Raw genomic sequence first — 26,994 nt, 5'->3', positions numbered from 1 at the left:
CATGAAAAGGGGTATTTTATGGGTGAATTCTTGATGATTTTATTAGGGGTATCTGTAGCAGGAACTGTGTCTTTTGTATTTTTACTAGCAATCCAAAGTGTTTTTAATGGCTGTCGAATCTGGTATTATTTATTAATAAAATTGCTGCTCTTATTTTATCTTTTTCCTGTTTTTATTCTGGCAATAATTGCTTTCAAGTCAAGTATAGGAGGGATAGAAGTATTACTTAATGGACCTGATTTTGTTAAAGGATATTTAAATATAACACTTTTGACGTATACCAGATTTCTACAGTATCATTCACTATTCATGAAGATAGGTATAATATGGATATTGGGAATGGTTATCACATTATTTCTGACTCTCTTATATGGACAACTTAGCCTTTACAAGCTTTACAAAAAAGCTGATATCAAAGAGGAGAATGAGCTAAAACAGTTATGTGCCAGTATCAGAAAAGAACTTGGGATAAAGAAGAATGTAAAACTACTTAGATGTTCCAGTGTTATTTCACCGTTTACTTCGGGTATTTTCTTTCCTGTGATTATTCTGCCAGATGTAACGTACAACCAAGAAGAATGGAAAATGTTGCTAAAGCATGAATTTTTTCACCTAAAAAGCAGGGACGTACTTTTTAAACAATTAGTTACATGGATCAGAATTGTACACTGGTTTAATCCGGCTATATATTTTTTTGGTAAGGAAGTATTTGAAGCAGCAGAAATGGCATGTGACGAAAAAGTAATTGGTAATGCTCCTCTAAAAGAGAAACGTTTCTATGCAGAGCTGATACTAGCAATATTAGAACGAGCAATCGAATGTCAGAAGAATATAATGCTTGCTGGTTTTTCCAACAATGAAAAGGCGCTAAAAAGGAGGCTTAGCAATTTTATGCAGAAAAAAAGTCTATCGAGGGGAAAAAAAGTCTTATTATTTGTAATATCTGTACTCATGATAGTTACCTGCCCTGTGGTTGGTTATGCATCGGTGACAGGCATTTTGATGGGGCAGAACAACTCAACTGAAAGAGTATTATCGGAAGCTGTTGAAGTAGAACAGATGAATGATTTTAAAGAATTTACAGGAACTGTAAAGATGACGGCGGAAGAATCATATTCAATGAATTTAAGTGTAAGAGGAGACAATTGGATTGATATTACAATCGAAGCAGGGGACAGATTTTGGATTGACGGAGATTTGAATTCGACTTCTATGGATATTTCCCTGACGGCTTCTTCGTCAAGTGACAGCTTTCGAGTTGGTTATCTCAAAGGAAGTACAGCAAAATATGTAAATTCCAGCAAAGGGGCTGTAAATTACTCTTTTACAATCGTACCGGGTAGCTATAGTATTTATATTGAGAATTTGTCGGATCACGCAATTCATGTTTCTGGGAGAATTACAGTGTAGGAAGCTAAGAAGAGGAGAAAACTATGATAAACAATTTCAAAAAAATATGTTCGATATTATTATCATGTGCTTTATTGTTTACTGCATTTCCGTTTGTTTCATTGGCAAATGATAGAGCCATGTCAGTTGCAGTGGCAAAAATGATGGATTCTGTTCAAATATCATATCAGACAACAGATACTTCTGTTACAGAAACGGCTCTATTTACTGATATTGATGGTAAAGAGGTTACAATGCGACATGTAGTATACTCAAATGGAACTGGTTTCTTGACAATCATCAAAGATAATCAAAATCAGGTTATTAATTACAGTGATGATGATTATGAATTATTCCTTAACTTGGCAAATAATTCAAAATCTCCTCACACAAGAGGAGCAACACAGGGCAAAGAAATAACAGGTTCGCAATTTAAACACCAGTATATTGGCGGAAATAATTTCACCTTGTTAAATAATGAGATTACTGCCATAGCTAATGGTGGAGTTTCAACCGCTGCTTCAATAATTAGTGCATTTATGGGAGTATCTCTTCCAGCCTCTATTTTAATTTCATTAGGTGGGTACGCATATACTATTATTACAGCTCATGGCCCTGCTAGAATGGATGTAAGTCATAGTACTTATGAAGTGCTATTCACGGCTGATAATGGGTATTATATTCATTGTTATCATGACACTGTGGTATCATATGATAGCGGTGATCACAAAATAGATTCAACAATGTGCTACTCTCAAGCAATTGGTGGATGACCTGAATCAGAGGGGGTAAGAGTTGAAGGATGAAAATAAAAAGAAAGCTTTGACTGGATTGGTAGTTATACCTTTTGCAGTTTATGTATGGATTTTTGTATGTTTTAACTTTAAAGCATGGAAAGACATTGTCAGCGCTGAAATACAATTTGGCTTACAATTTGGCAGTGCTTTAATTACCCTTTCTATAGTTATTTATTATATTCTCCTTTATGTGTTTTTGCTTCGTGCCGGGAGAAGGAAAGAGTATTTCTATTTTGTTTTAATTATGATTATTATGAGCATTTCAGTTTTTTTTATTTATTGTGGTTTTTGATATATTGGTCTCTCTAAAAAGGAAGGGAATAGCAGTGCCATAAGCTGTTTTGCTACCCCTTCCTTTTTAATAACGGGGTGCCTATTTTCAAAAAAAAGAACTTCTATGTAAAAATTATGCTGAGCACCTTATTCATACCCTTTACCCATTTTTAAAACTACCAAGAACCAATTAAATAATCCCGCATACTCCCGCCTCCCCCTTGCATATACTTGTATCAGCATAGTCAAGGGGGTATTTTTATGGACAATTTTAACGTATACAGCGACATTAAGGCCAGAACCAACGGAGAAATCTATGTAGGTATCGTAGGCCCCGTCAGGACCGGCAAATCCACTTTTATCAAGCGCTTTATGGAGCTGATGGTGCTGCCGGGCATGGAAGATCCCCATTCCAGGGAACGCACGCGAGATGAACTTCCCCAGAGTTCCGCAGGGAAGACGATTATGACGACGGAACCGAAATTTATTCCAAAAGAGGCGGCCCAGATCGCATTGAGCGACGGCGTGGATGTGAAGGTGCGTCTGATCGACTGCGTCGGATTTATGGTGGAAGGCGCGGCGGGCCATATTGAGAATGACACGGAACGCCTCGTAAAAACTCCATGGTTTGACACGGAGATTCCATTTACGGAAGCGGCGGAGATCGGAACCCGGAAGGTGATCAACGACCACTCCACCATCGGCCTTGTCATCACGACGGACGGTTCCTTCGGTGATATTAAGCGGGGCAACTACATAGCGGCGGAAGAGAAGACGATCAAAGAACTGAAAAACCTCAAAAAACCGTTCCTGGTTCTTTTGAACTCGATGAGGCCCTATTCCGATGAGACCAGGGAAATGGCAAAGCAGATGGAGGAGAAATACGGCGTCCAGGTAATGCCTGTCAACTGCGAGCAGCTCAAAAAAGAAGATATCAAGGTGATCATGGAAGAGATTCTGCATGAATTCCCGGTCACGGAGATCGATTTTACGATTCCGAAGTGGATGGAAATTCTCCCGAAGGATCACTGGCTGAAAAGCAGGGTCATCCAGTCCGTAAAGGATATGCTTAAGAAGACCGACCACATGAGAGACGCCCAGGACGCCCTTCCGGCCGAGGACAGTGAGGCGGTGAAGAGAATTAAGATCACAGGCATGAAGATGGCCGACGGCAGCATCCAGGCCCAGATCGAGGTGGATGACAGCCATTATTACCAGATTCTGAGCGAATACGTGGGCGTGCCGATTGAGGGAGAATACCAGCTCATGCAGACCTTAAAGAACCTGGCCTCCATGCAGAAGGAATATGAGAAGGTGAGCAATGCCGTGTGCCAGGTAAGATTAAAAGGCTATGGCGTCGTGACGCCGGACCGCTCCGAGATTGTGCTGGATGAGCCGCAGTTAATCCGCCACGGCAATAAGTATGGGGTAAAAATGAAAGCGCAGGCGCCGTCCATCAACCTGATCAAAGCCCATATTGAGACTGAGATCGCACCAATCGTGGGAAGCGAACAGCAGGCGGAGGATCTGATTACATACATAAAAGAAAATGCCGGCCAGAGTGAAGAGGGTGTCTGGAGCACCAATATTTTCGGAAAATCCATTGAACAGATAGTGGATGACGGAATCCAGGCAAAGATTTCCCAGATGACGGAGGACTGCCAGATGAAGCTCCAGGATACGCTCCAGAAAATTATTAATGACAGTAATGGCGGTATGATTTGCATTATTATCTGATATCGGGTATACTTAAACCATCAGTTTTGGCAAAAACAAATACAATACAGGAGATGGTTACATGAAATTAACTTTTATCGGTGCGGATCATGAAGTAACAGGAAGCTGCCATTTACTGCAGGCATGTGATTTAAATGTCCTGGTAGACTGCGGAATGGAGCAGGGGATTAACAAGTTTGAGAATGCGGAACTTCCCATCAGCTATGCTGATGTGGACTATGTGCTGGTAACCCACTCCCATATCGACCACGTGGGGATGCTGCCGTTTATCTATGCACGGGGATTCAGGGGCCAGGTGATGGGGACACGGGCCACCTGCGATCTCTGCGAGATCATGCTCAGAGACTGTGCACACATCCAGGAGACAGAGGCGGAGTGGAAGAACAGGAAGGCAAAACGTGCAGGCAAGTCGGAGGTTCCGCCTCTCTACACGATGAACGATGCCAATGGGGTGCTGGAACACTTTGTACCCTGTAACTACGATCAGATAATTAAACTGAAGGACGGCTTTGAGATCCGCTTTACAGATGTTGGCCATCTCCTGGGTTCCGCTTCAATTGAGATCTGGATGACCGAGGAGGACTGCTCGAAGAAAATCGTCTTCTCCGGCGATATCGGCAATAAGAATAAACCGCTGATCCGAAGTCCGCAGTATATTCACCAGGCGGATTATGTCGTTATGGAGAGCACCTATGGCGACAGGTTCCACAAGCATGTCGGCGATCACGTGGAAGAGTTTGCCAAGGTGATCGAGGAGACGCTGGACCGCGGCGGCAATGTGGTAATCCCGGCCTTTGCAGTCGGCCGTACCCAGGAGGTTCTCAACTATATCAGGGTAATCAAGGAAAAACATCTGGTCAAGGGCCACGATAATTTCCCGGTTTATCTCGACAGCCCGATGGCGGTGGAAGCCACGGCCGTGTTTAAAGAAAACATGATGGACTGTTACAACGATGAGACGAAAGTCCTGATTAAAAAAGGCATCAACCCGATTTCATTTCCGGGGCTGCACCTGTCGATCACAAGTGATGATTCTATCGCCATCAACTTTGACGAAGAACCGAAGGTGATTATCTCAGCGGCGGGCATGTGTGACGCCGGCCGTGTCAGACACCATCTGAAACACAACCTGTGGAGGCCGGAGTGTACGATTCTTTTTGCCGGATACCAGGCTGTGGGAACTTTGGGACGCAGTATCGTGGAGGGCCGGGAAGAAGTTAAGCTCTTTGGCGAGTCTATCGAAGTCAGAGCCAAGATCGAAAAGATCGAGGGAATCAGCGGCCATGCGGATCAGACCGGACTTCTTGAATGGGTCGGCAATTTCATGGAACGCCCCAAGCATGTATTTGTTGTACACGGAGACGACGAGGTCTGTGATACCTTTGCCTCTATTGTGAAGGAGAAGTTCGGAATGGAGGCGGATGCCCCGTTCAGCGGAAGCTCCTATGATTTGAAAGAGGGCTGCTTTATCACCGTTACCGAAGGAATTCCGATTAAGCGCGATGCGGAACCGGCTAAGAAAGCGTCCGGTGTATTTGCAAGACTTCTGGCTGCGGGCGACAGGCTCCGTAAGGTCATCATGCACAATGAGGGCGGCGCTAACAAGGATCTGGCCCGTTTTGCGGATCAGATTAATTCGCTCTGCGACAAATGGGACAGATAGTGATACAATAAGACTGATAATAAACCTGCAAAGGAGACCTGAATTTGAAAGTAGAAGTATATACAGACGGTTCTGCCAGAGGCAATCCTGACGGACCGGGCGGTTTCGGCAGCGTCCTTCATTACCGGGACGCAGCCGGACAACTGCATGTAAAGGAGATATCCGCCGGATATAAACGCACCACAAACAACAGGATGGAGCTGATGGCCGCCATCGCCGGCCTGGAGGCGCTGAACCGTCCCTGTGAGGTGAGCCTTTATTCCGATTCCAAATATCTGGTGGATGCCTTTAACCAGCACTGGATAGACGGCTGGCTGAAAAAGGGGTGGAAGCGCGGAAAGAATGAGCCCGTCAAGAATGTGGACTTGTGGCAGCGCCTTTTAAAAGCCAAGGAGCCCCACCAGGTAACCTTTATCTGGGTGAAGGGCCACAACGGACATCCTGAAAATGAGAGATGTGATTTCCTTGCAACCTCCGCCGCCGATGGGGACAACCTTCTGACCGATACCGGAGCCGGAGCAGATTGATTTTTTCCGCATATGGGAATGTTTGTAACCAGTCATTTATTAAATAAATCTTACAAAATATTACTTATTTTTGGCACCTATTTCCTTTCCCGCATAAATATGATATCTTTAATTCAAACAATGCGAGGATGGATCGATATTGAAAAATAGAGGAGTAATAATTGCAATTATTTTAATTTTAATAATGGGTGCAGGCGTAACCGTAGGAACCAGGCGTTTTATACACGATAAAACGTCTGATGGCGTTGCGTCCAATTTTCAGGGCCAGATTCCGCCCTCCGAAGAGCTTAACATGGAGAGTATGGCCATGGCGGCTGCAGGGATGACTTCCCTGCCGGAAAGCGGAGGACAGGAAGCCGGGTTGGATACGGGAGATACCCGAAGCCGGGAGACGGCAAAGGAGCAGGCTCCTGCAGAAGCCGGTTCTGAGACGGGAGAACAGAAAGCGGCAGGCCGGATGCCGGATGCCGCGGCGGGAAGCGGATCGGTTTCCACTTATTCGGATTCGGAAGGTACGGCTTCCGCAAAAGAGGAAGCGGCCGCTGTTTCCGCAGATACCGATGCGCTGGCCGCAGCCCCGGCTGCGGAGAATGCGCCTGCCGCCAAAAGCAGCGTCGTGATATCTCCCCTGACCGGCGTCAGTGAATCGGATACGGCAGTAACGGAATATGTTACAACCCTTGACGGTTACAGGAAGAAGCTGAACGAGATAGACGGCCTGATCCAGAATATGCAGGGATCGGAAGCCAGCTCCAATACGGATTCCCTGAAGAAGGTTGCCGACTACGAATACTATCTCTGGGATACGGAACTGAACCATATTTACCAGGCAATCCTGGAAGGGATGACCGAGGAAGAAGCGCAGGACCTGAAGACCGAAGAGAGGGCCTGGATTCGAAGCCGTGATCTGGCAGCCAAGAAAGCAGCCTCCAAGTTCGGCGGAGGCACGATGGAAAGCCTGGAATACACGGCGTCCCTGTCGGATTCCACCAGGACCAGGGCCTATGAATTATTAGAACAATACGGAACATATATAACAGAGGGGAAGGACTGACAGAGTCCTTCCTTTGTTATTGTTCACATTCCGCTTAAAAACAGCGTGCTGCGCAGTGAACAATAACCTGCCCTTTTCCTCCCCGGCAACACATTCAATTTCCTCTTGATAAATGGATTTTCCTATGATAGGATATAAAGAATGAAGAATTATATAATAGAAAAGACAGAAACTTACAGGAGGAAGCAACGTGGAAAAGTACGGTGTAAACGAACTTAGAAAGATGTTTCTGGAGTTCTTTGAGAGCAAGGGACATCTGGCAATGAAGAGTTTTTCTCTGGTTCCACACAATGATAACAGTCTGCTGCTTATCAATTCCGGCATGGCGCCGTTAAAACCATATTTCACAGGACAGGAGATCCCGCCGAGAAAGAGGGTGACAACCTGCCAGAAGTGCATCAGGACAGGCGATATCGAGAATATCGGTAAGACTGCCCGCCACGGCACTTTTTTTGAGATGCTTGGAAACTTCTCATTCGGTGATTACTTTAAGACAGAAGCAATCCACTGGTCATGGGAGTTTTTAACCGAGGTTGTGGGACTTGACCCCGACCGTCTCTATCCGTCCGTTTACCTGGAGGACGATGAGGCATTTGATATCTGGAACAAGGAGATGGGAATTCCCAAAGAGAGAATTTTCCGTTTCGGCAAAGAAGACAACTTCTGGGAGCACGGCGCAGGCCCCTGCGGTCCATGTTCCGAGATTTATTACGACCGCGGCGAGAAATACGGCTGCGGAAGCCCCGACTGTACCGTAGGCTGCGAATGCGACCGTTATATGGAAGTATGGAACAACGTATTCACCCAGTTTAACAACGACGGTCACGGCAATTATACGGAGCTGGAGCACAAGAATATTGATACGGGCATGGGACTTGAGCGTCTTGCCGTTGTCGTGCAGGAGGTGGATTCCCTCTTTACCGTAGATACGAACAAGGCTCTTTTAGACCGTGTATGCGAGATGGCCCACACGGAATACCAGAAGGATCATGAGACCGATATTTCCCTTCGTATCGTGGCCGACCATATCAAATCATGTACATTCATGATCTCCGACGGCATCATGCCTTCCAACGAGGGACGGGGCTATGTACTCAGAAGACTTTTAAGACGTGCGGCCCGCCACGGAAAGAAACTCGGCATTGAAGGAAAGTTTATGGCCGAACTGGCAAAGACGGTAATCGCCCTCTCCAAAGACGGCTATCCGGAGCTGGAAGAGAAGAGCGCTATGATTTTCAAGGTGCTTTCTGAGGAAGAAGATAAATTCAATAAGACCATTGATCAGGGCCTTGCCATTCTCGTCGATATGGAGAATGAGATGGCGAAGAACCATGAGACGGTGCTTTCCGGAGAGAATGCATTTAAGCTCTACGACACCTACGGATTCCCGATCGATCTGACAAGGGAGATTCTGGAGGAGAAAGACCTTTCCTTAGACGAGGACGGTTTTGCCGCCGCAATGAAAGCGCAGAAAGAGAAGGCAAGAGCCGCCAGAAAGACGACCAACTATATGGGAGCCGATGTCACCGTATACCAGTCTATCGATCCGTCCATCACTTCCGAGTTTGACGGATACGGCAAGCTGACGGATGAATCCGTAATCACGGTTCTGACGACGGAGACAGAGATTGTGGAAGCGCTGACAGACGGAGAAGTAGGCACTCTGATTGTTAAAAAGACACCGTTTTATGCTACGATGGGCGGCCAGCAGGCCGATATCGGCGTTATCACGACACCGGATGCCGAATTCACGGTAAAAGATACAATTAAGCTTCAGGGCGGCAAGATCGGCCATGTCGGCGTTGTCACAAAAGGCATGTTCCGCACGGGCGACACCGTAACCCTGACCGTTGATAAAGAGAACCGCGAACTGACGGAAAGAAACCATTCCGCAACCCATCTGCTTCACAAGGCCCTGCGCACCGTGCTGGGCACTCATGTAGAGCAGGCAGGTTCCCTGGTTACAAGGGACAGGCTGCGTTTCGACTTCACCCATTTCTCCGCTATGACGGGCGAGGAGATTGCAGCGGTGGAGAAGATTGTTAATGATGAGATCGCCGATTCCCTTCCTGTGGAAACGATGATCATGAGCCTGGATGAGGCAAAGAAGACAGGCGCCATGGCCCTGTTCGGCGAGAAGTACGGCGACAGCGTCCGCGTTGTTAAGATGGGAGATTTCTCCACAGAGCTTTGCGGCGGTACCCACGTGGGCAATACGGGCACTATCTCCGCATTTAAGATTGTATCCGAGGCAGGCATTGCGGCCGGCGTCAGAAGAATCGAGGCACTGACTTCCACAGGTCTTATGAATTATTACAAAGAGATGGAGAAAGAACTCCATGAAGCAGCCAGAGTGGTTAAGTCCACACCAGCCGATTTAAGAACCAAACTGGAAGCTATGCTCGACGAGCTCAAAGCTCTTCATTCCGAGAATGAGAAGTTAAAGAGCAAACTGGCCAACGATTCACTCGGTGACGTTATGGATCAGGTCCAGGAAGTAAACGGCGTGAAGCTTCTGGCAGTCCAGGTGAAGGATGTCGACATGAACGGACTCAGGAACCTGGGTGACCAGCTCAAGGAGAAACTGGGCGAGGGCGTTGTTGTGATTGCATCCGTTCAGGACGGCAAAGTAAACCTGATGGCATCCGTTACGGATGAGGCTCAGAAGAAAGGCGCCCATGCGGGCAACCTGATTAAGGCTATCGCAGGTCTTGTCGGCGGCGGCGGCGGCGGAAGGCCGAATATGGCTCAGGCCGGCGGTAAAAATCCTGCCGGTGTGCCGGACGCGCTGAAAAAGGCGGCGGAGGTCGCAAAAGAGCAGATTAAATAAGGTTTGCCGTCAAATTGTAACTGTTCACAGTGCAATGCGGTGTGAACAGTTACATCAAATCAAAGAAAATTTAAGAAAACATAAAAATCCTGTTGACGTATGGAATTTTTATGATATAATTTTACTAGTGCTAAAAAAATACCCAAACAGTTGTATTAATATGCACTTATTACACAACTGGAGGGAGGTTAGGTGTGAGCTATGTCAAATGTAATCGTTAAAGATAACGAAAGCTTAGACAGCGCTTTACGCAGATTCAAAAGAAACTGTGCAAAGGCTGGCATTCAGCAGGAGATTCGCAAAAGAGAGCATTACGAAAAACCAAGCGTTCGTCGTAAAAAGAAATCTGAAGCTGCTAGAAAACGCAAATATAATTAATTATACGATGAAAAGATATGTTAAGCATACTTTTCACCGCGGTTAATGGGTGAGGAGTGTGTTAAACATGCTTTTCACTGTCAAGAGCGAAATGAAATCCCTGGTTTATTTAAACCAGGGATTTTTGTTGAGTGACAATGAAAAGTTCGCGAAGCGTGCTTTTCGTTGTTGAGTGGTAATGAAAAGATCGCGAGGAGGTTATGGAAGATGACAGGAATGAAGAGGAGAATATTGTGGTCTGCGGTTCTGGCAATCGCCACTGTTTTTTTTCTGACCAGTGAAACCACACTGGCCTTTCCTCTTTTAATGGATCCGGCATCCGTCTTTTGTCTGCCGGTCACGGCAGGGATTGCCTTCCTCTATCTGAAAGCTTTTTTTCCATTTGAAAAAAGAAGATTTATTCTGAGCCTGATATCGGGATTCCTGATGGGGCTTATGTTCATCCTGGGTATCCGCTACTCTCTGAATGAGATACCGGCGCCCACGGCCTTTGGTTTCTTAACGGCGCTTTCGGCCGCCACGCTGCTGTTCTCGGCGTTTACCGGCATCTTTTTGAGGATGATTCCCTTTGTGTCCAAAACAGTGGGAGAGGGTGGGAAGAAACCGGGAATAAAACCGCTTGCCCTCCTGTTCCTAATCACCTTTGCCGTCTATATGACGGCGCTCCTGGCTGTTTATCCGGGAGTGTATTCCTACGATGCCTCGGTTCAGATCCTGCAGGTTTTCGGAAGCGATCCGCTGACAAGCCATCATCCGGTTCTGCATACGCTGTTTCTCTGCGGCAGCCTGAAGATTGGGGAAGTGTTTTTCCACAGCTACCAGATCGGCCTGGCGCTATACAGCCTGATCCAGATCACAATGATGGCGGCGGTGTTTTCGTTCGTCCTGTACCGCATGATGCGAAGAAATGCGCCTCTTTGGCTGGTGCTTGCCTCCTGGCTGTTCCTGGCGGCGAATCCTTATATGCAGGTACTCGTCCTGCTCACAACAAAGGATGTGCTTTTCAGCGCCTTTTTCCTGCTGGCTTTTGATTTTTCCATCGACATGATATCCGATCCGGAGCATTTTTTCAAAAGCCGTGCATTAATGGCCGGTTTCTTTTTATCCGCGCTGTTTTCCTGCTTTTTCCGGAACCAGGGTATTTATGTATTTCTGTTTTTCTCTCTCTTTGCCCTCCTTTTCTTTATCAGATATAAAAAGCAACACGGCGGAGCGCGTCCCCCGGCATCCAGGTGGCTCATCTTTTCCGTTGCCCTGGCTGCGGTATATCTGACGGTAAACGGGCCGGTGTTTACGTCCCTCGGCGTGGAAAAGGGAGATGCGAAGGAAATGCTGTCCGTCCCGATGCAGCAGCTTGCCAGGGTTTGGCATGAAAAGCCGGAGAGCCTTTCAAAAGAGGAGAGGGCCTATATTGAGGCGCTGATCCTGCCGGACGCCCTGGAGGGTTATGTCAGGGTGAACGCGGATCCGGTGAAGAGCGGTTTTCAGACAGAGGTTGTGAAAAAGGATCCCGGAATGTTTTTAAAGACGTGGGCCGCCATTGGCGCAAAAGAGCCTCTCGTCTACCTCGATTCCTTTTTAATGGGAAACTGGGGATACTGGTATCCCGGAGACACCCAGTACTGGATCGACTATATCGTCTTCGACGGCTCTTTTATGGAGGAAGAATATAATATTCTCCACATATTCAGAAACAGCCGTTTCCCGCAGTATGAAAACTATCTGCGGAGTATCAGCCTGACCCCGGAATATGAGAAACTTCCGCTGCTGGCCCTGATTCTCAACCAGGCGTTTCCGTTCTGGCTGATGCTTCTTACGGGAACCGCGCTGGTTTACAGGCGGCAGGCCGCGCTTCTCGTTCCGCTTTCGATGATTTTCGGATACTTCGGCACGCTCCTTCTCGGGCCGGTCACCTGTGTCAGGTATGCGCTGCCTCTGATTGTGTGCGTTCCCCTGATGGCGGAAATTCTCCTGTACCGGACGCGGGAGAGGATTGTAAAAGAATAAAACCGGATATTTTTTCATATAATCTCAGTAAGGACTTCAAAAGGCGGTACGCTCTTGTTTAACAGGCAAAAAAAAGCGGTGGTATCGGCCCTCAATCTGCCGGAAGATGTCTTTTTTGGAGAGATGCTTCTGTCCTTTACCGGCAGCCATTCGGCTGTAGTGGAAAATTACAGAAGCATTGTTTTATTTACGGACACGATGTTGAAACTCCAGGGAAAGACCACAAAACTGACCGTGGAGGGAAAAAATTTATCGATTGAATATTATGATAAGGAGCAGTTGAAGCTGACGGGACACATCAAGTCGGTGGATTTTGAATCTCTCTGATTTCAGGAGGCGTTATTTTATGAAGTTTCTGCGAAGGTTTTGGTCCGGCAGTGTACGGATCCAGATGACGGGGCAGTCTCCGGAACGTTTTTTTAATTTATGCGCGGCTTCCGGGCTCGATATCTGGGATGTAATATTTTCTAAAGGCAATTACATATTTTCAATGGGGATACGGGATTTCTTTTCCAGCAAGCCCTATGCAAAAAAAGCGAAGATCAGGCTTAGGATACAGCGAAAACTGGGACTTCCTTTTTTTTTATATAAAAACAGGAAAAGGAAGCTGTGGGCCGCCGGTTTTATCTGCTTTTTCATGCTTCTTTACACACTCTCATTTTTTGTATGGGATATTGGATATCAGGGCAATGTAATGTATACGGACGATGAACTTTCTCATTTTCTGGACACACTGGGGATCCACTGCGGAATCATGAAGAATCAGGTTTCCTGCGAAGATCTGGAAGCGGCGCTCAGAAACCAGTATAACGGCATCACCTGGGTTTCGGCCCGGTTGAGCGGAACGAAGCTCTATGTCCATGTCAAGGAAAACGACGTGCCTCTGGAAATTCCGGTCAGGGATGATACGCCCTGTGATCTCACGGCCGACGCCGACGGAACCATCACATCCATGATTGTGAGGAGCGGAATTCCGATGGTGAAACCGGGCGACGAGGTAGTAAAAGGCCAGATTCTCGTCAGCGGGGCCATTCCCATCACCGACGACGGCGGCACCGTGGTGGCGGAGCATTATGTCCATTCCGACGCGGACATCATCGCCAGACGCACCAGACAGGAGACAAAGGATATTTCCCTCTGGCATGAGAGGGAGGAAAAGACGGGCCGGGTCAGGAAGGGGCTTATGGCGAACATCGGCGTCCATTCCTTTGTCTATCTGCTTCCCAACTTCCGGAATACGGAGTGGAGGACGGTGACCGAGATCCGCCAGGTAAGGCTCTTCGGCGATTTTTATCTGCCTGTGGAGCTGGGGCTTATCACGTCGCAGGAAGTGTGTTCCTACGATGAAAAATACACGGAAAAAGAGCTGGAAGAACTGGGCGAGGCCTATAAAAATGAAGTTGCGGAAAAATTAATGGAAAAAGGGGTACAAATTATTGAAAATAATGTTAAAATATTAGTTAATGGCTCTTCCTGCCGCTTTGAGGTCAACATGCAGACGGAGGAACCGTTTAAAACAGAAACAAATGTCGAAACACAAGGAGAACAGCCAGACGATGAGCATAATTGAAACAGTAATTGATATTCCCATGGAACATGTACAGAACGTCTGCGGCCAGTTTGACGCATATTTAAAAAAGATAGAACGCACACTGCATGTGACCATGATTACAAGAGACGGAGCCCTGAAGATCATCGGCCCCGAGCAGGCGATCCGGCAGGCCAAAAGTGTATTCAACAACCTGCTGGAGCTTTCGAAGCGGGGCAATACGATCACGGAACAGAATGTGGATTATGCCATTTCCCTTTCTTTTACGGAGCAGGACAGCCAGATTCTGGAGATCGATAAGGATATTATCAGCCGTACGATAAACGGCAGGCCGATCAAACCCAAGACCGTGGGCCAGAAGCAGTATGTGGATATGATACGGAAGAAGATGATCGTATTCGGCGTGGGCCCCGCCGGAACGGGAAAGACTTATCTTGCCATGGCTATGGCCATCCAGGCATTTAAGAATGGGGAAGTAAACCGGATTATCCTGACGCGCCCGGCCATTGAGGCAGGTGAAAAGCTGGGATTTCTTCCGGGAGATTTACAGAGCAAGATAGATCCCTATCTGCGTCCCCTGTATGACGCTCTTTATCAGATTATGGGAGCCGAGAGCTATCTCCATAATTCCGAGAAGGGCCTGATTGAGGTGGCCCCGCTGGCCTATATGAGAGGACGTACGCTGGACAATGCGTATATTATCCTGGATGAAGCCCAGAATACGACGCCGGCCCAGATGAAGATGTTCCTGACGCGTATCGGTTTCGGCTCCAAGGTCATTATCACTGGAGACCAGTCCCAGAAGGATCTTCCGGCCGGGGCGGTGTCCGGCCTCGACACGGCGGTCAGGGTCCTGAAGAAAATCGATGATATCGGCTTCTGTTTTCTGACCAGCAGCGACGTTGTGCGTCATCCGCTTGTCCAGAAAATCGTTGAGGCCTATGAAAGTTTTGAACTGAAAGAGAAAAAGGAACAAAATGAGGGCAGACGGCGCGGAGAACGCGGATTTCACGGCGCGTCCGAGGACAGGCCCTCACCCAGAGGGAGAAAAAACAAATGACAATCAATATCGAGTACGAAGCCGAGAAGAAGCTTGAACTGCCGTATGAATCCATCATAGAGGAAGTGGTGACGGCCTCGCTGGACTATGAAGAATGCCCTTACGAGGCCGAGGTCAATGTGGTATTGACCGACAACGAAGAAATCCGGCGCATCAACCGGGAATTCCGCCAGATAGACAATGCGACCGACGTACTGTCTTTCCCAATGGGAGATTTTGAAACCCCGTCCGATTTTGAACGCATGGAGGAGCAGTCGGAAGATTATTTCAACCCGGAGACGGGGGAGCTGCTTCTCGGGGATATCGTGATTTCGGTGGACAAGGTGGAAGAGCAGGCGGAGAAATACGGGCATTCCGAGTCCAGGGAACTGGCCTTTCTGGTCGCACACAGCATGCTGCATCTCTGCGGGTATGACCATATGGAAGAGGAAGAGCGCGCCGTCATGGAGCAGAAGCAAGAGGAAATCCTGAAGGCGGGAGGGTATACCAGATGATGAAACGGGGGGTTATTCTGGCGCTGGCGGCCGGACTCTGTCTGACTGCAGGATGCACCAGGTATGAAGAAACATCGGTTACTGCAAGTGTGAAAGAAACAGAGGAAACCCGGGTAATCCGGATTACGGAACCGGAGACGGAGCCGGAACCCGAGACCGAAGGGAGCCGGGAACTGGAACGTGTGGAGAAGGACGGAAAAATCCCCAGTTATCTGACCGGTGAGATGACGGACGTGGCGATCGCGGACCGCCGTCCCATTGCCATCATGATCAGCAACGACAAGGCGGCGCTGCCTCACTACGGAATTAACCATGCGGGCGTCATTTATGAGGCTCCCGTGGAGGGCGGAATGAACCGGTATATGGCAATCCTGGAAGATTATGATAATCTGGACCGCATCGGTTCGGTCAGAAGCTGCCGCACCTACTATACTTTTTTTGCGAATGAGTTTAAAGCGATCTATGCTCACTTCGGGCAGAGCACCTTTGCGCGCCCCTACCTGGATAAGATGGAGCATTTAAATGGCATAGAGGGAAAGGGTTCCGTAGCCTTTTACAGGACCAAGGACAAAAAATCGCCCCACAATGCCTATGCCAGTGGGGACCGTATCCAAAAAGCAATCGAAGCGATGGGCTATTCCCAGAAATATCCGGAGGACTATAAAGGCCACTATCATTTCTCAAAACCGGAATATCCGGTGATGCTTGAGAATGGTTTTGCGGCCGCTTTTGTGCGTCCGGGATACATAATGAATAATCCATGGTTTGAATATAACAGCAAGGACGGCCTGTATTACCGTTTCCAATACGGCGGTCCTCAAAACGGCAACGAAGGACAACTGACGGCCAAAAATATTATTTTCCAGTATTGCGGCTGGAAATATTATTCACCGTCCGAATATCTGGACATTGACGTACATAGCCCGGGGCTGGGGTATTATTTCACGAATGGAAGAGGGGAAAAGATCACCTGGACCAAGGGAAGCGCCGAGGCTATGACAAAATACTATGACGAAAGCGGTCAGGAGATTATGATGAATCCGGGAAGCACCTGGGTCTGCATCATACAGTCTGAACGTATGGATAAGGCGGAATTTTATGGAGAACAGACAGAGTAGACGTAAATCAACGGGCAGAAAGGAATCGAATTTCGTTGTCCAGGGAAGTATCCTGGCAGTGGCGGGAATTGTAGTAAGGCTGATCGGAATCCTTTACCGGGTGCCGATGACCAACATTATCGGCGACGAGGGGATGGGATATTACTCTACGGCATTTAACGTATACAACATCATGCTGATCCTCTCCTCATACAGCCTGCCGCTCGCGGTGTCCAAGATGGTGTCTGCGAGAATGGCGAAGGGGCAGTACCGGAATTCGGTCCGGGTCCTGAAGGCAGCCCTTGTCTATGCCACCGTGGTGGGGGGACTGGCCTGCTTTATCACCTGGAACTTTGCAGGTTTCTTTGCAACCACAGCGTTCAATACGCCGTTTTGTGTTTATGCGCTTAAGACCCTGGCGCCCACTATCTGGATCATGGCTTACCTCGGCGTTCTCAGAGGTTTTTTCCAGGGGCATGGAACGATGATTCCCACGGCTATTTCCCAGATCTTCGAACAGATCATCAATGCGGTAATCAGCGTGGTGGCAGCCGGCGTCCTGTTTAAGGTCGGGCTGGATTCCAACCGCGTTTACAACACGACAGGTTACCCGCAGGCATTCGGCGCCGCCGGAGGCACCATCGGAACGGGAGCCGGCGCACTGGCCGCCCTGCTTTTTATGCTCCTTCTTTTTGCCATCTATGCACCCGTGATGAAACGCCGCAAGAGGCGCGACAGAAGCAAACGCACCGATTCCTACGGCGATATCTCGGTAACATTTTTATTTACCGTTGTACCGGTCATTATCAGCTCGGCCGTTTACAATATCAATGCGGTTGTGGACAACAGCATTATGGCTTACGGTATGGAATCCCTGGGTCAGGGAAAGGAATTCCTGTCCCTGTGGGGAATTTATAATAACAAATACATGCTTCTCGTCCATGTGCCTCTGGCCATGGCCAACTCCCTTTCCTCCTCTCTGATCCCCTCCCTGTCGGGAGCGGTAGCCAGAAAAGAGAAGGGGGCGATTATTGCGAAAACAGGCCTTGCCATCCGCTTTGCGATGCTGATCGCCATTCCGTCCGCCGTTGGGCTTACGGTTCTTTCTGCGCCGATCAACAATCTGCTTTTCAGAGGCGGTAACAACGCGGAGGCGATCCGGATGCTGATTATCGGTTCGGCGGCGGTCATCTTCCTGTCGCTCTCAACGGTAACCAACGCCATCCTGCAGGGCATCAACCACATGAACGTACCGGTCAGAAACGCTTTTATTTCCCTGATCCTGCATGTGATTGCCCTCTATATTATGCTGATGGTATTTAAGATGGGAATTTACAGCATGGTCTTTGCCAATATCCTGTTCGCCGTTTTCATGTGCGTCCTGAATGCCCTGGCAATCCGGAAATACCTGAATTACAGACAGGAGTTTCTCAAAACCTTCCTGCTCCCGGCAGTCGCGGCGGCTTTTATGGGCGCAGCGGCCTTCGGAGTATATAAGCTCGTGATACTGATTGTAAAGAGCAATCTGATCGGAACAATCCTGGCGGTTATCACAGCCGTTGCTGTTTACGGGATTCTCCTGATTAAGCTGCACTGCATTGATGAGGAAGAGCTTTATACTATGCCGGGCGGAACGAAGATGATCAGGATATCAAAGAAACTGAGGCTGATGTAAGAAATGAGGCAGCGGGCGGGACGGGAAGACGCGGAAATTTCGACATCCCGTCGGTCCTGCGGAGCCTGTGGAACTCTTTCTTGGGAAGGAGAGAAGATATGGATAACGAATTTGTGAATTTGACGGCGGAAAATATTGCCGATGAGCATTTGTGCTGTATTATCCGCAGTAAAAAGCCGCATCCGGGTGTTGAGGCGAAGCGGCAGTGGCTTCTGGAGCGGCTTAACGAAGGCCATGTCTTCCGGAAACTGAATGCGAAGGCTACGGTTTTTATTGAATATGCCCCTCTTGAAACAGCCTGGGTCCCGATTGCCGGGGAGCATTATTATTACCTGTATTGCCTGTGGGTTTTAGGAGATTATAAGGGGAAAGGATATGGAAAAGAGCTGATGGAATATTGTCTGTCCGACGCCAGGGCAAAAGGAAAATCCGGTGTCTGCATGCTTGGTTCCAAAAAGCAGAAATCCTGGCTCTCCGATCAGTCGTTTGTGAAAAAGTACGGTTTTAAAGTGGTCGATACAACCGAGGACGGATACGAACTGCTCGCCCTTTCATTCGACGGAACCACTCCAACCTTTGGCCCCAATGTCAAAAACGGGGAAATCGAAAACAGGGAGCTGACCATTTATTACGATATGCAATGCCCCTTTGTCGGCCGGACCATTAACATGGTAAAAGAGTATTGTGAAACAAACGATGTCCCTGTATCCTTAATCCAGGTGGATACACTCAAAAAAGCCAAAGAACTGCCCTGCGTATTTAATAACTGGGCCGTATTTTATAAGGGAAAATTCGAAACCGTGAATTTGCTGGATCTTTCCTACTTGAAGAGAATTCTAAAAAAATGAGGACATTCCAGAGGCAGTGACCGATGGCGGGCGGGCAATAAACTTCGCGTCTTCGGTCCCGGCGAAAGAGTAGTGGGGGAATCCGGGAGAAAAAGATTCCGCAGGGAACCTTGGAGTGCATCAGCACTTAGGCGGCGTATTATGACGCCTTAGTACTGTTATGCACTCCACCGAGCGCAAGCGTTTCCCGAAGGAACTTTTTCTGCCCGGATTCCCATCCGCGACACCCTCCAACAGGACCGAAGACCCATCCCACCCACTCCCCGCCCGCCATCCCCTCCCTCAGTCCTCATTTTTCACCCCCATTTCGTGTTTAAGATAACAGAAAAAGGCAGATACTAATAATACTTAAGGAGGAATTCCATGAAAAAGTATTATGTCTGCTTTTTTCTATTAGCAGTATTTTTAGCTGCATCCATTCTAACGGGAGCCTATATTTATTTCTACCGGCCGGAGCACGCGCAGCCGATACCGGGACAGATTCTGGAATCGGAGTCTGCACCGGAGGATAATGTGGTAATCAACCAGCGCCAGGTAGAAACCAGGGAAGAAACAAAGAACTACTGTCTGGTGGCAGAGGAAGGTTTTCTCCTTGTCTTTGCTAAGGACCGTAACAATGTATGCCTGGACACTCATATGCCGCTTGCCGAATTCCCGCTGGAGGAGCAGGAAAAACTGATGGAGGGCATCTGGTTTACATCCATGATGGATGTGTTCAGTTATCTGGAATCGTACAGCAGCTAAAATCTGTTACTGTTCACGCCGTGCACAGTAACAAAATTCTGTCTTAAACGCACATTTAAAAGCGGGAACCGGGAAGATCCAAATTGTTACAAGACAGGAGTAAAAGGATTATGAAAAAACAGGTTATTATTATCGGAGCCGGGGCTTCCGGCATGACGGCGGCCATATTTGCCGCCAGACAGGGCGCGGACGTGACTCTGTTAGAACACACGGACCGCGTCGGTAAAAAGATTCTTTCCACAGGGAATGGGAAATGTAACCTGTCAAACCGTGTAATGGATGAAAACTGCTTCAGAAGCGGGAAAACCGATTTCCCGATGAATGTCGTCAGCCGCTTTACCGTGGAGGAAACTCTCTGTTTCTTCCGTGATCTCGGCATTGTCCCTAAAGATAAAAACGGATACCTGTACCCGAATTCCGGACAGGCGGCCTCTGTTCTCGATGCCCTCCGGTCGGAGCTTATCCACCGCAGCGTGCATGTCGTCACGGAGTGCCGAATCGAGAAGGTTTCTTACAGAGAACAGGGAGGAAAGAGGTTTGAAGTTACTGCCTCAAAGGGCAAATTTTCCTCCGACTCCCTGATTCTCGCCACCGGCTCGAAGGCGGCACCTGGCACCGGTTCCGACGGGAGCGGATATAAACTCGCAGAGCAGTTTGGACACCGTGTCATAAAACCCCTTCCCGCCCTCGTACAATTGCGCTGCCGGGAGAAGTTCTACAAACAGATCTCAGGGGTCCGGACGGAGGCTTCCGTCGCTCTTTTCTGTAACGGAAAGGAGATGGCAAGGGATCAGGGGGAGCTTCAACTGACCGATTACGGAATTTCAGGCATCCCTGTGTTCCAGGTCAGCCGTTTTGCGTCAAGGGCTCTCGACCAGGGCAAAAAAGTCACCGGAGTCCTGGATTTTTATCCGGAGGAGACGTACGAGAAAACCCGCGAAATGATAATAGAGCGGAGCTTAAGCTGCGCCCATAAGACAATGGAGGAATTTTTTACGGGCTGGTTCCATAAAAAGCTCTCTGTGCTGTTTATCAAACTGGCAGGAATTGAGCCGCAGAGGCCGGTGAAACTTCTGACCGAGGAGGAGATGGGGCGGCTGACCGGCATAATCAAGGCGTTCAGCACGGAAATTACGGCTGCCAATCCCTTTGAGAATGCCCAGATCTGCTGCGGCGGAGTGGATGTATGCGGGATTGATCCCGAGACAATGGAATCTAATATAAAGAAAGGCCTGTATCTGATAGGAGAACTATTGGATGTGGATGGTATCTGCGGAGGATACAATCTGCAATGGGCGTGGAGTACCGGAGCAATCGCCGGGACTCACGCAGGACTGTAAACATGATTCGTATTAACCAGTTAAAACTGCCTGTTAATCACACGGAGGCGGACCTTAAGAAAAAAGCAGCCAGGATGATGCGGATCCCGGAGGAGAAAATTATTTCCCTCACCCCGGTCAGACAGTCCCTGGACGCCAGAAAGAAAAACGAACTGCTGTACATATATTCGCTGAATGCCGCCGTCTCCGGCAAGGAGAGCGCCGTCATTAAAAATGCGAAAAACGTAAATGTGCTTTTCGATAAGGACAAAGCATACCGTTTCCCTGAACACGGAGAAGAACCGCTTAAAGAACGGCCCGTCATTATCGGATTCGGTCCGGCCGGTATGTTCTGCGGCCTGATGCTTGCAAGAGCCGGATTTGCGCCTCTGATTCTGGAGCGCGGAGAGGATGTCGATTCCCGTGCGGAAAGAGTAAACGAGTTCTGGGCGGGCGGAGCTTTAAATCCCGAGTCCAACGTCCAGTTCGGAGAGGGCGGCGCCGGGACATTTTCGGACGGAAAGCTGAATACCCTGGTAAAAGACCCGTCGGGCAGAAATAAAAAGGTGCTGGAAATTCTCGCCGAAGCAGGCGCGGATCCTTCTATTACTTATGTGAATAAACCTCACGTCGGCACGGATGTTCTGAGCCTTGTCGTGAAAAATATCAGGCAGGAAATCATCCGCCTGGGCGGAGAAATACGTTTTAACTGCAAGATGACCGATTTTAAGGATGAAAACGGGCAGCTTACCTCCATCACCGCATCACAGAGACAGGAGGATGGAACGTTTAAGGAAGAAACCATCCCGGCGCAGACCGTTGTCCTAGCCATCGGGCACAGCGCCCGCGACACCTTCGCCATGCTGGCGGGAAAAGAACTGGATCTGCAGGCAAAAGCATTTGCGGTGGGACTCAGGATTCAGCATCCCCAGAGCCAGATTAACCTTTCACAGTACGGAATGGAAAATCCCGGCGCCCTGGGAGCCGCCAGCTACAAGCTGACAAAGCAGACCTCGTCGGGCCGCGGCGTTTATTCCTTCTGTATGTGTCCGGGTGGCTTTGTCGTCAATGCGTCGTCGGAGGACGGCAGACTCGCCGTCAACGGCATGAGCAACCACGACCGGGCCGGGAAAAGTGCCAACAGCGCCCTCATCGTCACGGTGACGCCGGAGGATTTTCCGGACAATGGGCCGCTGGGAGGCGTGTCATTCCAGAGAAACCTGGAAGAGGCGGCATACCGCGCGGGAAACGGTAAAATTCCGGTCCAGCTTTACAAAGACTTTAAGACGGGCGCCGTGTCGGCCGCTTTCGGCGATGTAGAGCCCGCCTTTAAGGGCGGCTATTCCTTTGCAAACCTCCGCGATGTGATGACTGAGCCGCTGTCGGAGGCTCTGGTGGAAGGGATAAACAGTTTCGGACGCATCATATCGGGCTTTGACCGGGACGACGCGATTCTGGCAGGCATCGAAAGCCGCACCTCATCACCGGTCCGCATCCCCAGGGACGAGGGCCTGGAAAGCCGTGTCAGGGGACTCTATCCGTGCGGAGAGGGAGCGGGATATGCCGGAGGCATCACCTCGGCCGCGATGGACGGCCTCAGGGCGGCGGAAACAATCGTTTCCAGATTTTCCCCTGTTTTTATATCATAGGAAAATGCTCCTATGATATAAAAAGCCCTCCGGGCAGGATGCACATGCCGCGCAGAGGTAAATGGTTGCAGAAGCAACCGCGCGGCAGCGCAAGAGTTCCGCAAGCGGAACTCTTGGTTCTTGACGTAATTTTGTAAATGAGGTAAACTTGCAGAAAATGGATTAAGAAAATGGATTACTGTTCAACGAAAAATGGTGCACAATGCTGCGGGAAAAGAGGAATTGATATGACAGAGGAAAGAGCTGCCTTAAAACAGAAAAAAAGAATTGTTATTAAAATAGGTTCGTCCTCCCTGACCCATCCGGAGACAGGGGATTTGAACCTGAGAAAGATCGAACAGCTGGTGCGGGTACTCAGCGATCTGCGCGGAGAGGGCCGGGAAGTGATTCTCGTATCCTCCGGAGCCATCGCCGCCGGACGTCAGGCCCTCGGCTTTAATGAACGGCCCCGCCTTCTGGAAGAGAAGCAGGCGTTTGCCGCGGTGGGGCAGGCCAGACTGATGATGGTTTACCAGAAGCTGTTTGCGGAGTACAACCAGACCGCCGCACAGATTCTGATGACGAAAAATACGGTGACGAATGAGCAGTCGCGCTTTAACGCCCACAATACGTTCAACGAACTTTTAAAACTTGGTGCCATCCCCATAGTCAATGAAAACGATACGGTTGCGACCGATGAGATCCAGTTTGGTGACAACGACAGGCTTTCGGCCATCGTGGCCGCCCTGGTGGAGGCCGATATCCTGATACTCATGTCGGACATCGACGGTCTGTATACCGACGATCCCAATAAAAATCCGGATGCCGAATTCATCCCATTTGTCAAAGAGCTGACGCCGGAACTGAAAGCCATGGGCAAGGGTTCCGCAAGCAGTGTGGGCACGGGCGGAATGTCGGCCAAACTGGCGGCGGCGCAGATTGCCACGGGAAGCGGTTCGGATATGCTGATTGCCAATGCAAACGATCTGAACGCAATCTATGAGATTCTGGAGGGCAAAGAATGCGGCACCCTCTTTGCCGCCCATGAGAACAAAGACTTTGATTTGAATACATACCTGAACAGCGAAAACTGAGCGGGGAAAAGATCAGCCGGGATTTACATGCCGAAACGCATGATTCCCGGTGAGATACCAAAATCTGAATTATGACACAGGAGCGTACAATATGGACCAGGAAAAAATCGACCGCATCAACGCACTCTACCACAAGAGCCAGGCAACCGGCCTCACGGAAGAGGAGAAAAATGAACAGGCTGCTCTGCGCAAAGAATATATCGAGACTATTCGGAAAAACATGCGCGGAACCTTAAACAGTATATCAATTAAGGAGGAAGACGGTACAATTACCGATCTGGGGAAAAAATATGGGAATATCAGTGACATCCAAAGCTGACCTTAGGAAAAAGGTACTGGAACTTAGAAAACACCTGACCACGGAAGAGATGGCAGAGTGGGACAATGCAATCTGTGAGAAAATAAAGGAACTTGAACTGGAAAAGCAGTTCGGCACCGTATACTGCTATGTCAGCGTACGCGGGGAGACGGGAACCGAATCCCTGATCCGTTCCTACCTGGAGCAGGGGATCAAAGTAGCTGTTCCGAGAGTAAAGGGCAAGGAGATGGATTTTTATTACATCAACCGTTATGAAGATCTCGAACCCGGCTGCTTCGGGATCCCTGAACCGAAAAAGAGCTGTGAACTTGCTGCCGAACAGGATGTGCCTGTCATCGTGCCGGGAGTTGCATTCTCCGGGCGCTTTGAGCGAACCGGTTACGGCGCAGGCTACTACGACCGCTTTTTTGAAAAGGAGCCACAGCATGAGAAGATTGCCATCTGCTATGATTTCCAGATGACGGAGGCGATTGCCGTAGATCAATACGATATTCTGATGGATCGGATTATCACGCCTCAAAAGAGCCTGAACAGAAAGGATGATTAATATGCTCGAAATGATCGGCAAACGCGCAAAGGACGCCTCCAGAAAGCTGGCCCTACTCGGTTCCGTGAAAAAGAATGAGGGACTGAAAGCGGCTGCAGAAGCTCTTCTAAAAGGCGAAGAGGAAATCCTTTTGGCCAACCGTAAGGACATAGAAAGGGCCCGCGAGGCCGTAATGAACCCGGGAATGATCGATCGCCTGACGCTCACCCATGAACGGATCGAGTCTATCATTGAGGGCGTGAACCAGGTAATCAGCCTGGACGATCCCGTAGGCGAAGTCCTGGGAATGAAGGAGCGTCCCAACGGCCTTTTAATAGGGCAGAAGCGTGTACCGATGGGCGTTATCGGCATGATTTACGAGGCCAGGCCCAATGTCACCGTGGATGCCTTCGCCCTCTGTTTCAAGTCCGGCAACGCCGTGATCCTGAAGGGCGGCAGCGATGCCCTGGAATCGAACAAAGCGATTGTGAAATGGCTGAGAGAAGGACTTAACAACTGCGGACTTCCCGAGGACTGTGTGCAGTTAATCACCGATACGGACCGCGAGGTCACAAAGCGGTTTATGCGTATGAACGGCTACATTGACGTACTGATTCCACGCGGCGGGGCCGGGTTAATCCGCACCGTTGTTGAGAACAGCACCGTGCCGGTCATCGAAACAGGGACAGGGAACTGCCATATCTATGTGGATGAAACCGCTGATTTTGATATGGCGCTCGATATTATATTCAACGCCAAGACCCAGAGAATCAGCGTCTGCAACTCCTGCGAATCACTGCTGGTGCACCGGAACATTGCCGGTGAATTCCTGCCATTGTTGAAGAAACGCCTTGATGAAAAACAGGTGGAAATCCGCGCAGATCACGAGTCGCTTTCCATTGTGCCTGAATTTAAAGCCGCGGCCGAGGAAGACTGGGGAACGGAATACCTCGATTACATACTTTCCGTAAAACAGGTCGGTTCGGTGGAAGAGGCCATAGACCACATTAACCGGTATAACACCGGCCATTCCGAGGCCATCATCACAAAAGACTACGACAGTTCCAGAAAATTCCTGGAGGGCGTCGATGCCGCTGCGGTCTATGTCAACGCGTCAACACGGTTTACTGACGGCTTCGAGTTCGGCTTTGGAGCGGAAATCGGGATCAGTACGCAGAAGCTTCATGCAAGAGGGCCGATGGGGCTTAAGGAATTGACTACCACGAAATATATTATTTACGGAAACGGGCAGGTTCGGCCATAAGCGGCTGAAGTTAGGCTGCGGGACAGCAAGGAACCAAAAACGAAGGATTAGGGCTATATCATGGATAACATGGTATAGCCATTTTAAATGCGGGGGTTTTGAGGAAGGAGAACGCCGCCGGGACGGTCGGGGTTCGGGATGGTGAGAGGGAGGTTATGAGTCTTCAGTCCCGGTTTGCAGGTTGTCGCGGGTGGGGAATCCGGGCAGAAAAAGTTCCTCCGGGAAACGCTTGCGCTCTTCGAAGTACATAACGGAACTAACCTCGAAAAAACCTCGGTAAGTGCCGATGAACTTCAGGTTCCCTGCGGAATCTTTTTCTCCCGGATTCCGCACGGGAAGTTTATGGCCCGGGACTGAAGACGCCGAGGTTTTCGCCATCCCGAACCCCGGCCTGCGGCCGCTGATTTGTTCTATTCCTTCAAGGGGGAGGGTATTGTTGCGGCCACTATGTTTTCGAAAGCCGGGAGAATACCTTCCTTTTCTGGTCTTGGAAGAGAGTTTCTATGATAAAATATGGATTTAATATGTACTTAGATATAGTTATTGGTTCTCCGATATAGATTGAGCTATATATTTATCCTGAAATGATGCATGAAGCGGTAACTTTGAAGATATTGAATCGATTAAAGTCTAATAACGATGCAGTGGATGCGACAATACCTCTCATCCGCACTTGACGAAAGAGACAATCAGCCCCTGAAGACGGCGGACGGGGCAATACC

The 26,994-nt window shown here is 49.0% G+C and carries 24 protein-coding genes; all 24 read left to right on the top strand.

Annotated features, from left to right (window positions below; all coding sequences use genetic code 11):
* Positions 1-18: 18 nt before the first annotated feature.
* The 24 genes from QZT18_RS11240 to QZT18_RS11125 all read left to right on the top strand — a co-directional run bounded on the left by QZT18_RS11240 (position 19) and on the right by QZT18_RS11125 (position 26,272).
* Complete coding sequence (locus tag QZT18_RS11240) at positions 19-1,410, top strand: M56 family metallopeptidase (protein ID WP_294148072.1); 1,392 nt, start codon at positions 19-21, stop codon at positions 1,408-1,410.
* A gap of 23 nt (positions 1,411-1,433) precedes the next feature.
* The gene (locus QZT18_RS11235) at positions 1,434-2,162 is read left to right on the top strand and encodes a hypothetical protein (protein ID WP_294148070.1); all 729 of its coding nucleotides are present in this window, start codon (positions 1,434-1,436) and stop codon (positions 2,160-2,162) included.
* 22 nt (positions 2,163-2,184) lie between these two features.
* Complete coding sequence (locus QZT18_RS11230; protein ID WP_294148069.1) at positions 2,185-2,478, top strand: hypothetical protein; 294 nt, start codon at positions 2,185-2,187, stop codon at positions 2,476-2,478.
* A 242-nt stretch (positions 2,479-2,720) separates the two neighbouring features.
* The gene (gene spoIVA / locus QZT18_RS11225) at positions 2,721-4,196 is read left to right on the top strand and encodes a stage IV sporulation protein A (RefSeq protein WP_294148067.1); all 1,476 of its coding nucleotides are present in this window, start codon (positions 2,721-2,723) and stop codon (positions 4,194-4,196) included.
* Positions 4,197-4,257: 61 nt separating this feature from the next.
* Entirely contained in the window at positions 4,258-5,859 is a 1,602-nt protein-coding gene (locus tag QZT18_RS11220) for an MBL fold metallo-hydrolase RNA specificity domain-containing protein (protein WP_294148066.1), read from the top strand.
* A 44-nt stretch (positions 5,860-5,903) separates the two neighbouring features.
* On the top strand, positions 5,904-6,386 hold the full coding sequence (rnhA, locus tag QZT18_RS11215; protein ID WP_294148065.1) for a ribonuclease HI: 483 nt from the start codon (positions 5,904-5,906) through the stop codon (positions 6,384-6,386).
* A gap of 139 nt (positions 6,387-6,525) precedes the next feature.
* Positions 6,526-7,440 carry a lysozyme inhibitor LprI family protein gene (locus QZT18_RS11210; protein ID WP_294148063.1) on the top strand — a complete coding sequence of 305 codons (915 nt, stop codon included), beginning with the start codon at positions 6,526-6,528 and terminating at the stop codon, positions 7,438-7,440.
* Between the two features lie 223 nt (positions 7,441-7,663).
* Positions 7,664-10,270: an alanine--tRNA ligase gene (alaS, locus tag QZT18_RS11205; RefSeq protein ID WP_294148129.1), complete on the top strand. Its 2,607-nt coding sequence runs from the start codon at positions 7,664-7,666 to the stop codon at positions 10,268-10,270.
* 201 nt (positions 10,271-10,471) lie between these two features.
* Positions 10,472-10,648: a 30S ribosomal protein S21 gene (gene rpsU, locus QZT18_RS11200; RefSeq protein ID WP_003504099.1), complete on the top strand. Its 177-nt coding sequence runs from the start codon at positions 10,472-10,474 to the stop codon at positions 10,646-10,648.
* 207 nt (positions 10,649-10,855) lie between these two features.
* Complete coding sequence (locus QZT18_RS11195) at positions 10,856-12,655, top strand: DUF6020 family protein (RefSeq protein ID WP_294147903.1); 1,800 nt, start codon at positions 10,856-10,858, stop codon at positions 12,653-12,655.
* Between the two features lie 54 nt (positions 12,656-12,709).
* A complete protein-coding gene (locus QZT18_RS11190; RefSeq protein ID WP_227030096.1) occupies positions 12,710-12,982 on the top strand; it encodes a YabP/YqfC family sporulation protein in 273 nt (90 codons plus the stop codon).
* A 19-nt stretch (positions 12,983-13,001) separates the two neighbouring features.
* Positions 13,002-14,225 carry a sporulation protein YqfD gene (locus QZT18_RS11185; protein WP_294147896.1) on the top strand — a complete coding sequence of 408 codons (1,224 nt, stop codon included), beginning with the start codon at positions 13,002-13,004 and terminating at the stop codon, positions 14,223-14,225.
* Positions 14,212-15,264 carry a PhoH family protein gene (locus QZT18_RS11180; protein ID WP_294147893.1) on the top strand — a complete coding sequence of 351 codons (1,053 nt, stop codon included), beginning with the start codon at positions 14,212-14,214 and terminating at the stop codon, positions 15,262-15,264. The genes QZT18_RS11185 and QZT18_RS11180 overlap by 14 nt, the downstream gene beginning before the upstream one ends.
* The gene (gene ybeY / locus QZT18_RS11175) at positions 15,261-15,758 is read left to right on the top strand and encodes an rRNA maturation RNase YbeY (RefSeq protein ID WP_125140397.1); all 498 of its coding nucleotides are present in this window, start codon (positions 15,261-15,263) and stop codon (positions 15,756-15,758) included. Before QZT18_RS11180 ends, ybeY begins: the two co-directional genes overlap by 4 nt.
* The gene (locus QZT18_RS11170) at positions 15,755-16,876 is read left to right on the top strand and encodes a DUF3048 domain-containing protein (RefSeq protein ID WP_294147889.1); all 1,122 of its coding nucleotides are present in this window, start codon (positions 15,755-15,757) and stop codon (positions 16,874-16,876) included. The genes ybeY and QZT18_RS11170 overlap by 4 nt, the downstream gene beginning before the upstream one ends.
* Entirely contained in the window at positions 16,857-18,530 is a 1,674-nt protein-coding gene (locus QZT18_RS11165) for a polysaccharide biosynthesis protein (RefSeq protein WP_294147887.1), read from the top strand. The genes QZT18_RS11170 and QZT18_RS11165 overlap by 20 nt, the downstream gene beginning before the upstream one ends.
* Positions 18,531-18,628: 98 nt before the next feature.
* Complete coding sequence (locus QZT18_RS11160; RefSeq protein ID WP_294147885.1) at positions 18,629-19,378, top strand: GNAT family N-acetyltransferase; 750 nt, start codon at positions 18,629-18,631, stop codon at positions 19,376-19,378.
* Positions 19,379-19,741: 363 nt separating this feature from the next.
* The gene (locus QZT18_RS11155) at positions 19,742-20,122 is read left to right on the top strand and encodes a hypothetical protein (protein ID WP_294147879.1); all 381 of its coding nucleotides are present in this window, start codon (positions 19,742-19,744) and stop codon (positions 20,120-20,122) included.
* 110 nt (positions 20,123-20,232) lie between these two features.
* Positions 20,233-21,462, top strand: a complete 1,230-nt coding sequence (locus QZT18_RS11150; protein ID WP_294147876.1) for an NAD(P)/FAD-dependent oxidoreductase — start codon at positions 20,233-20,235, stop codon at positions 21,460-21,462.
* Positions 21,463-21,464: 2 nt separating this feature from the next.
* Positions 21,465-23,090 (top strand): NAD(P)/FAD-dependent oxidoreductase, encoded by a 1,626-nt coding sequence (locus tag QZT18_RS11145; protein ID WP_294147875.1) that lies wholly within the window; start codon positions 21,465-21,467, stop codon positions 23,088-23,090.
* A gap of 227 nt (positions 23,091-23,317) precedes the next feature.
* Positions 23,318-24,163 carry a glutamate 5-kinase gene (proB, locus tag QZT18_RS11140; RefSeq protein WP_294147872.1) on the top strand — a complete coding sequence of 282 codons (846 nt, stop codon included), beginning with the start codon at positions 23,318-23,320 and terminating at the stop codon, positions 24,161-24,163.
* 91 nt (positions 24,164-24,254) lie between these two features.
* Complete coding sequence (locus QZT18_RS11135; protein WP_227030108.1) at positions 24,255-24,482, top strand: DUF896 domain-containing protein; 228 nt, start codon at positions 24,255-24,257, stop codon at positions 24,480-24,482.
* Complete coding sequence (locus QZT18_RS11130) at positions 24,454-25,029, top strand: 5-formyltetrahydrofolate cyclo-ligase (RefSeq protein ID WP_294147868.1); 576 nt, start codon at positions 24,454-24,456, stop codon at positions 25,027-25,029. Before QZT18_RS11135 ends, QZT18_RS11130 begins: the two co-directional genes overlap by 29 nt.
* The gene (locus tag QZT18_RS11125) at positions 25,022-26,272 is read left to right on the top strand and encodes a glutamate-5-semialdehyde dehydrogenase (RefSeq protein WP_366925860.1); all 1,251 of its coding nucleotides are present in this window, start codon (positions 25,022-25,024) and stop codon (positions 26,270-26,272) included. The genes QZT18_RS11130 and QZT18_RS11125 overlap by 8 nt, the downstream gene beginning before the upstream one ends.
* Positions 26,273-26,994 lie beyond the last annotated feature (722 nt).

Source organism: uncultured Clostridium sp., assembly GCF_900547735.1.
Taxonomy (GTDB): domain Bacteria; phylum Bacillota; class Clostridia; order Lachnospirales; family Lachnospiraceae; genus Otoolea.
Note: the sequence above shows the minus strand (reverse complement) of the source record. Positions and strands in the feature narration are given on the sequence as shown.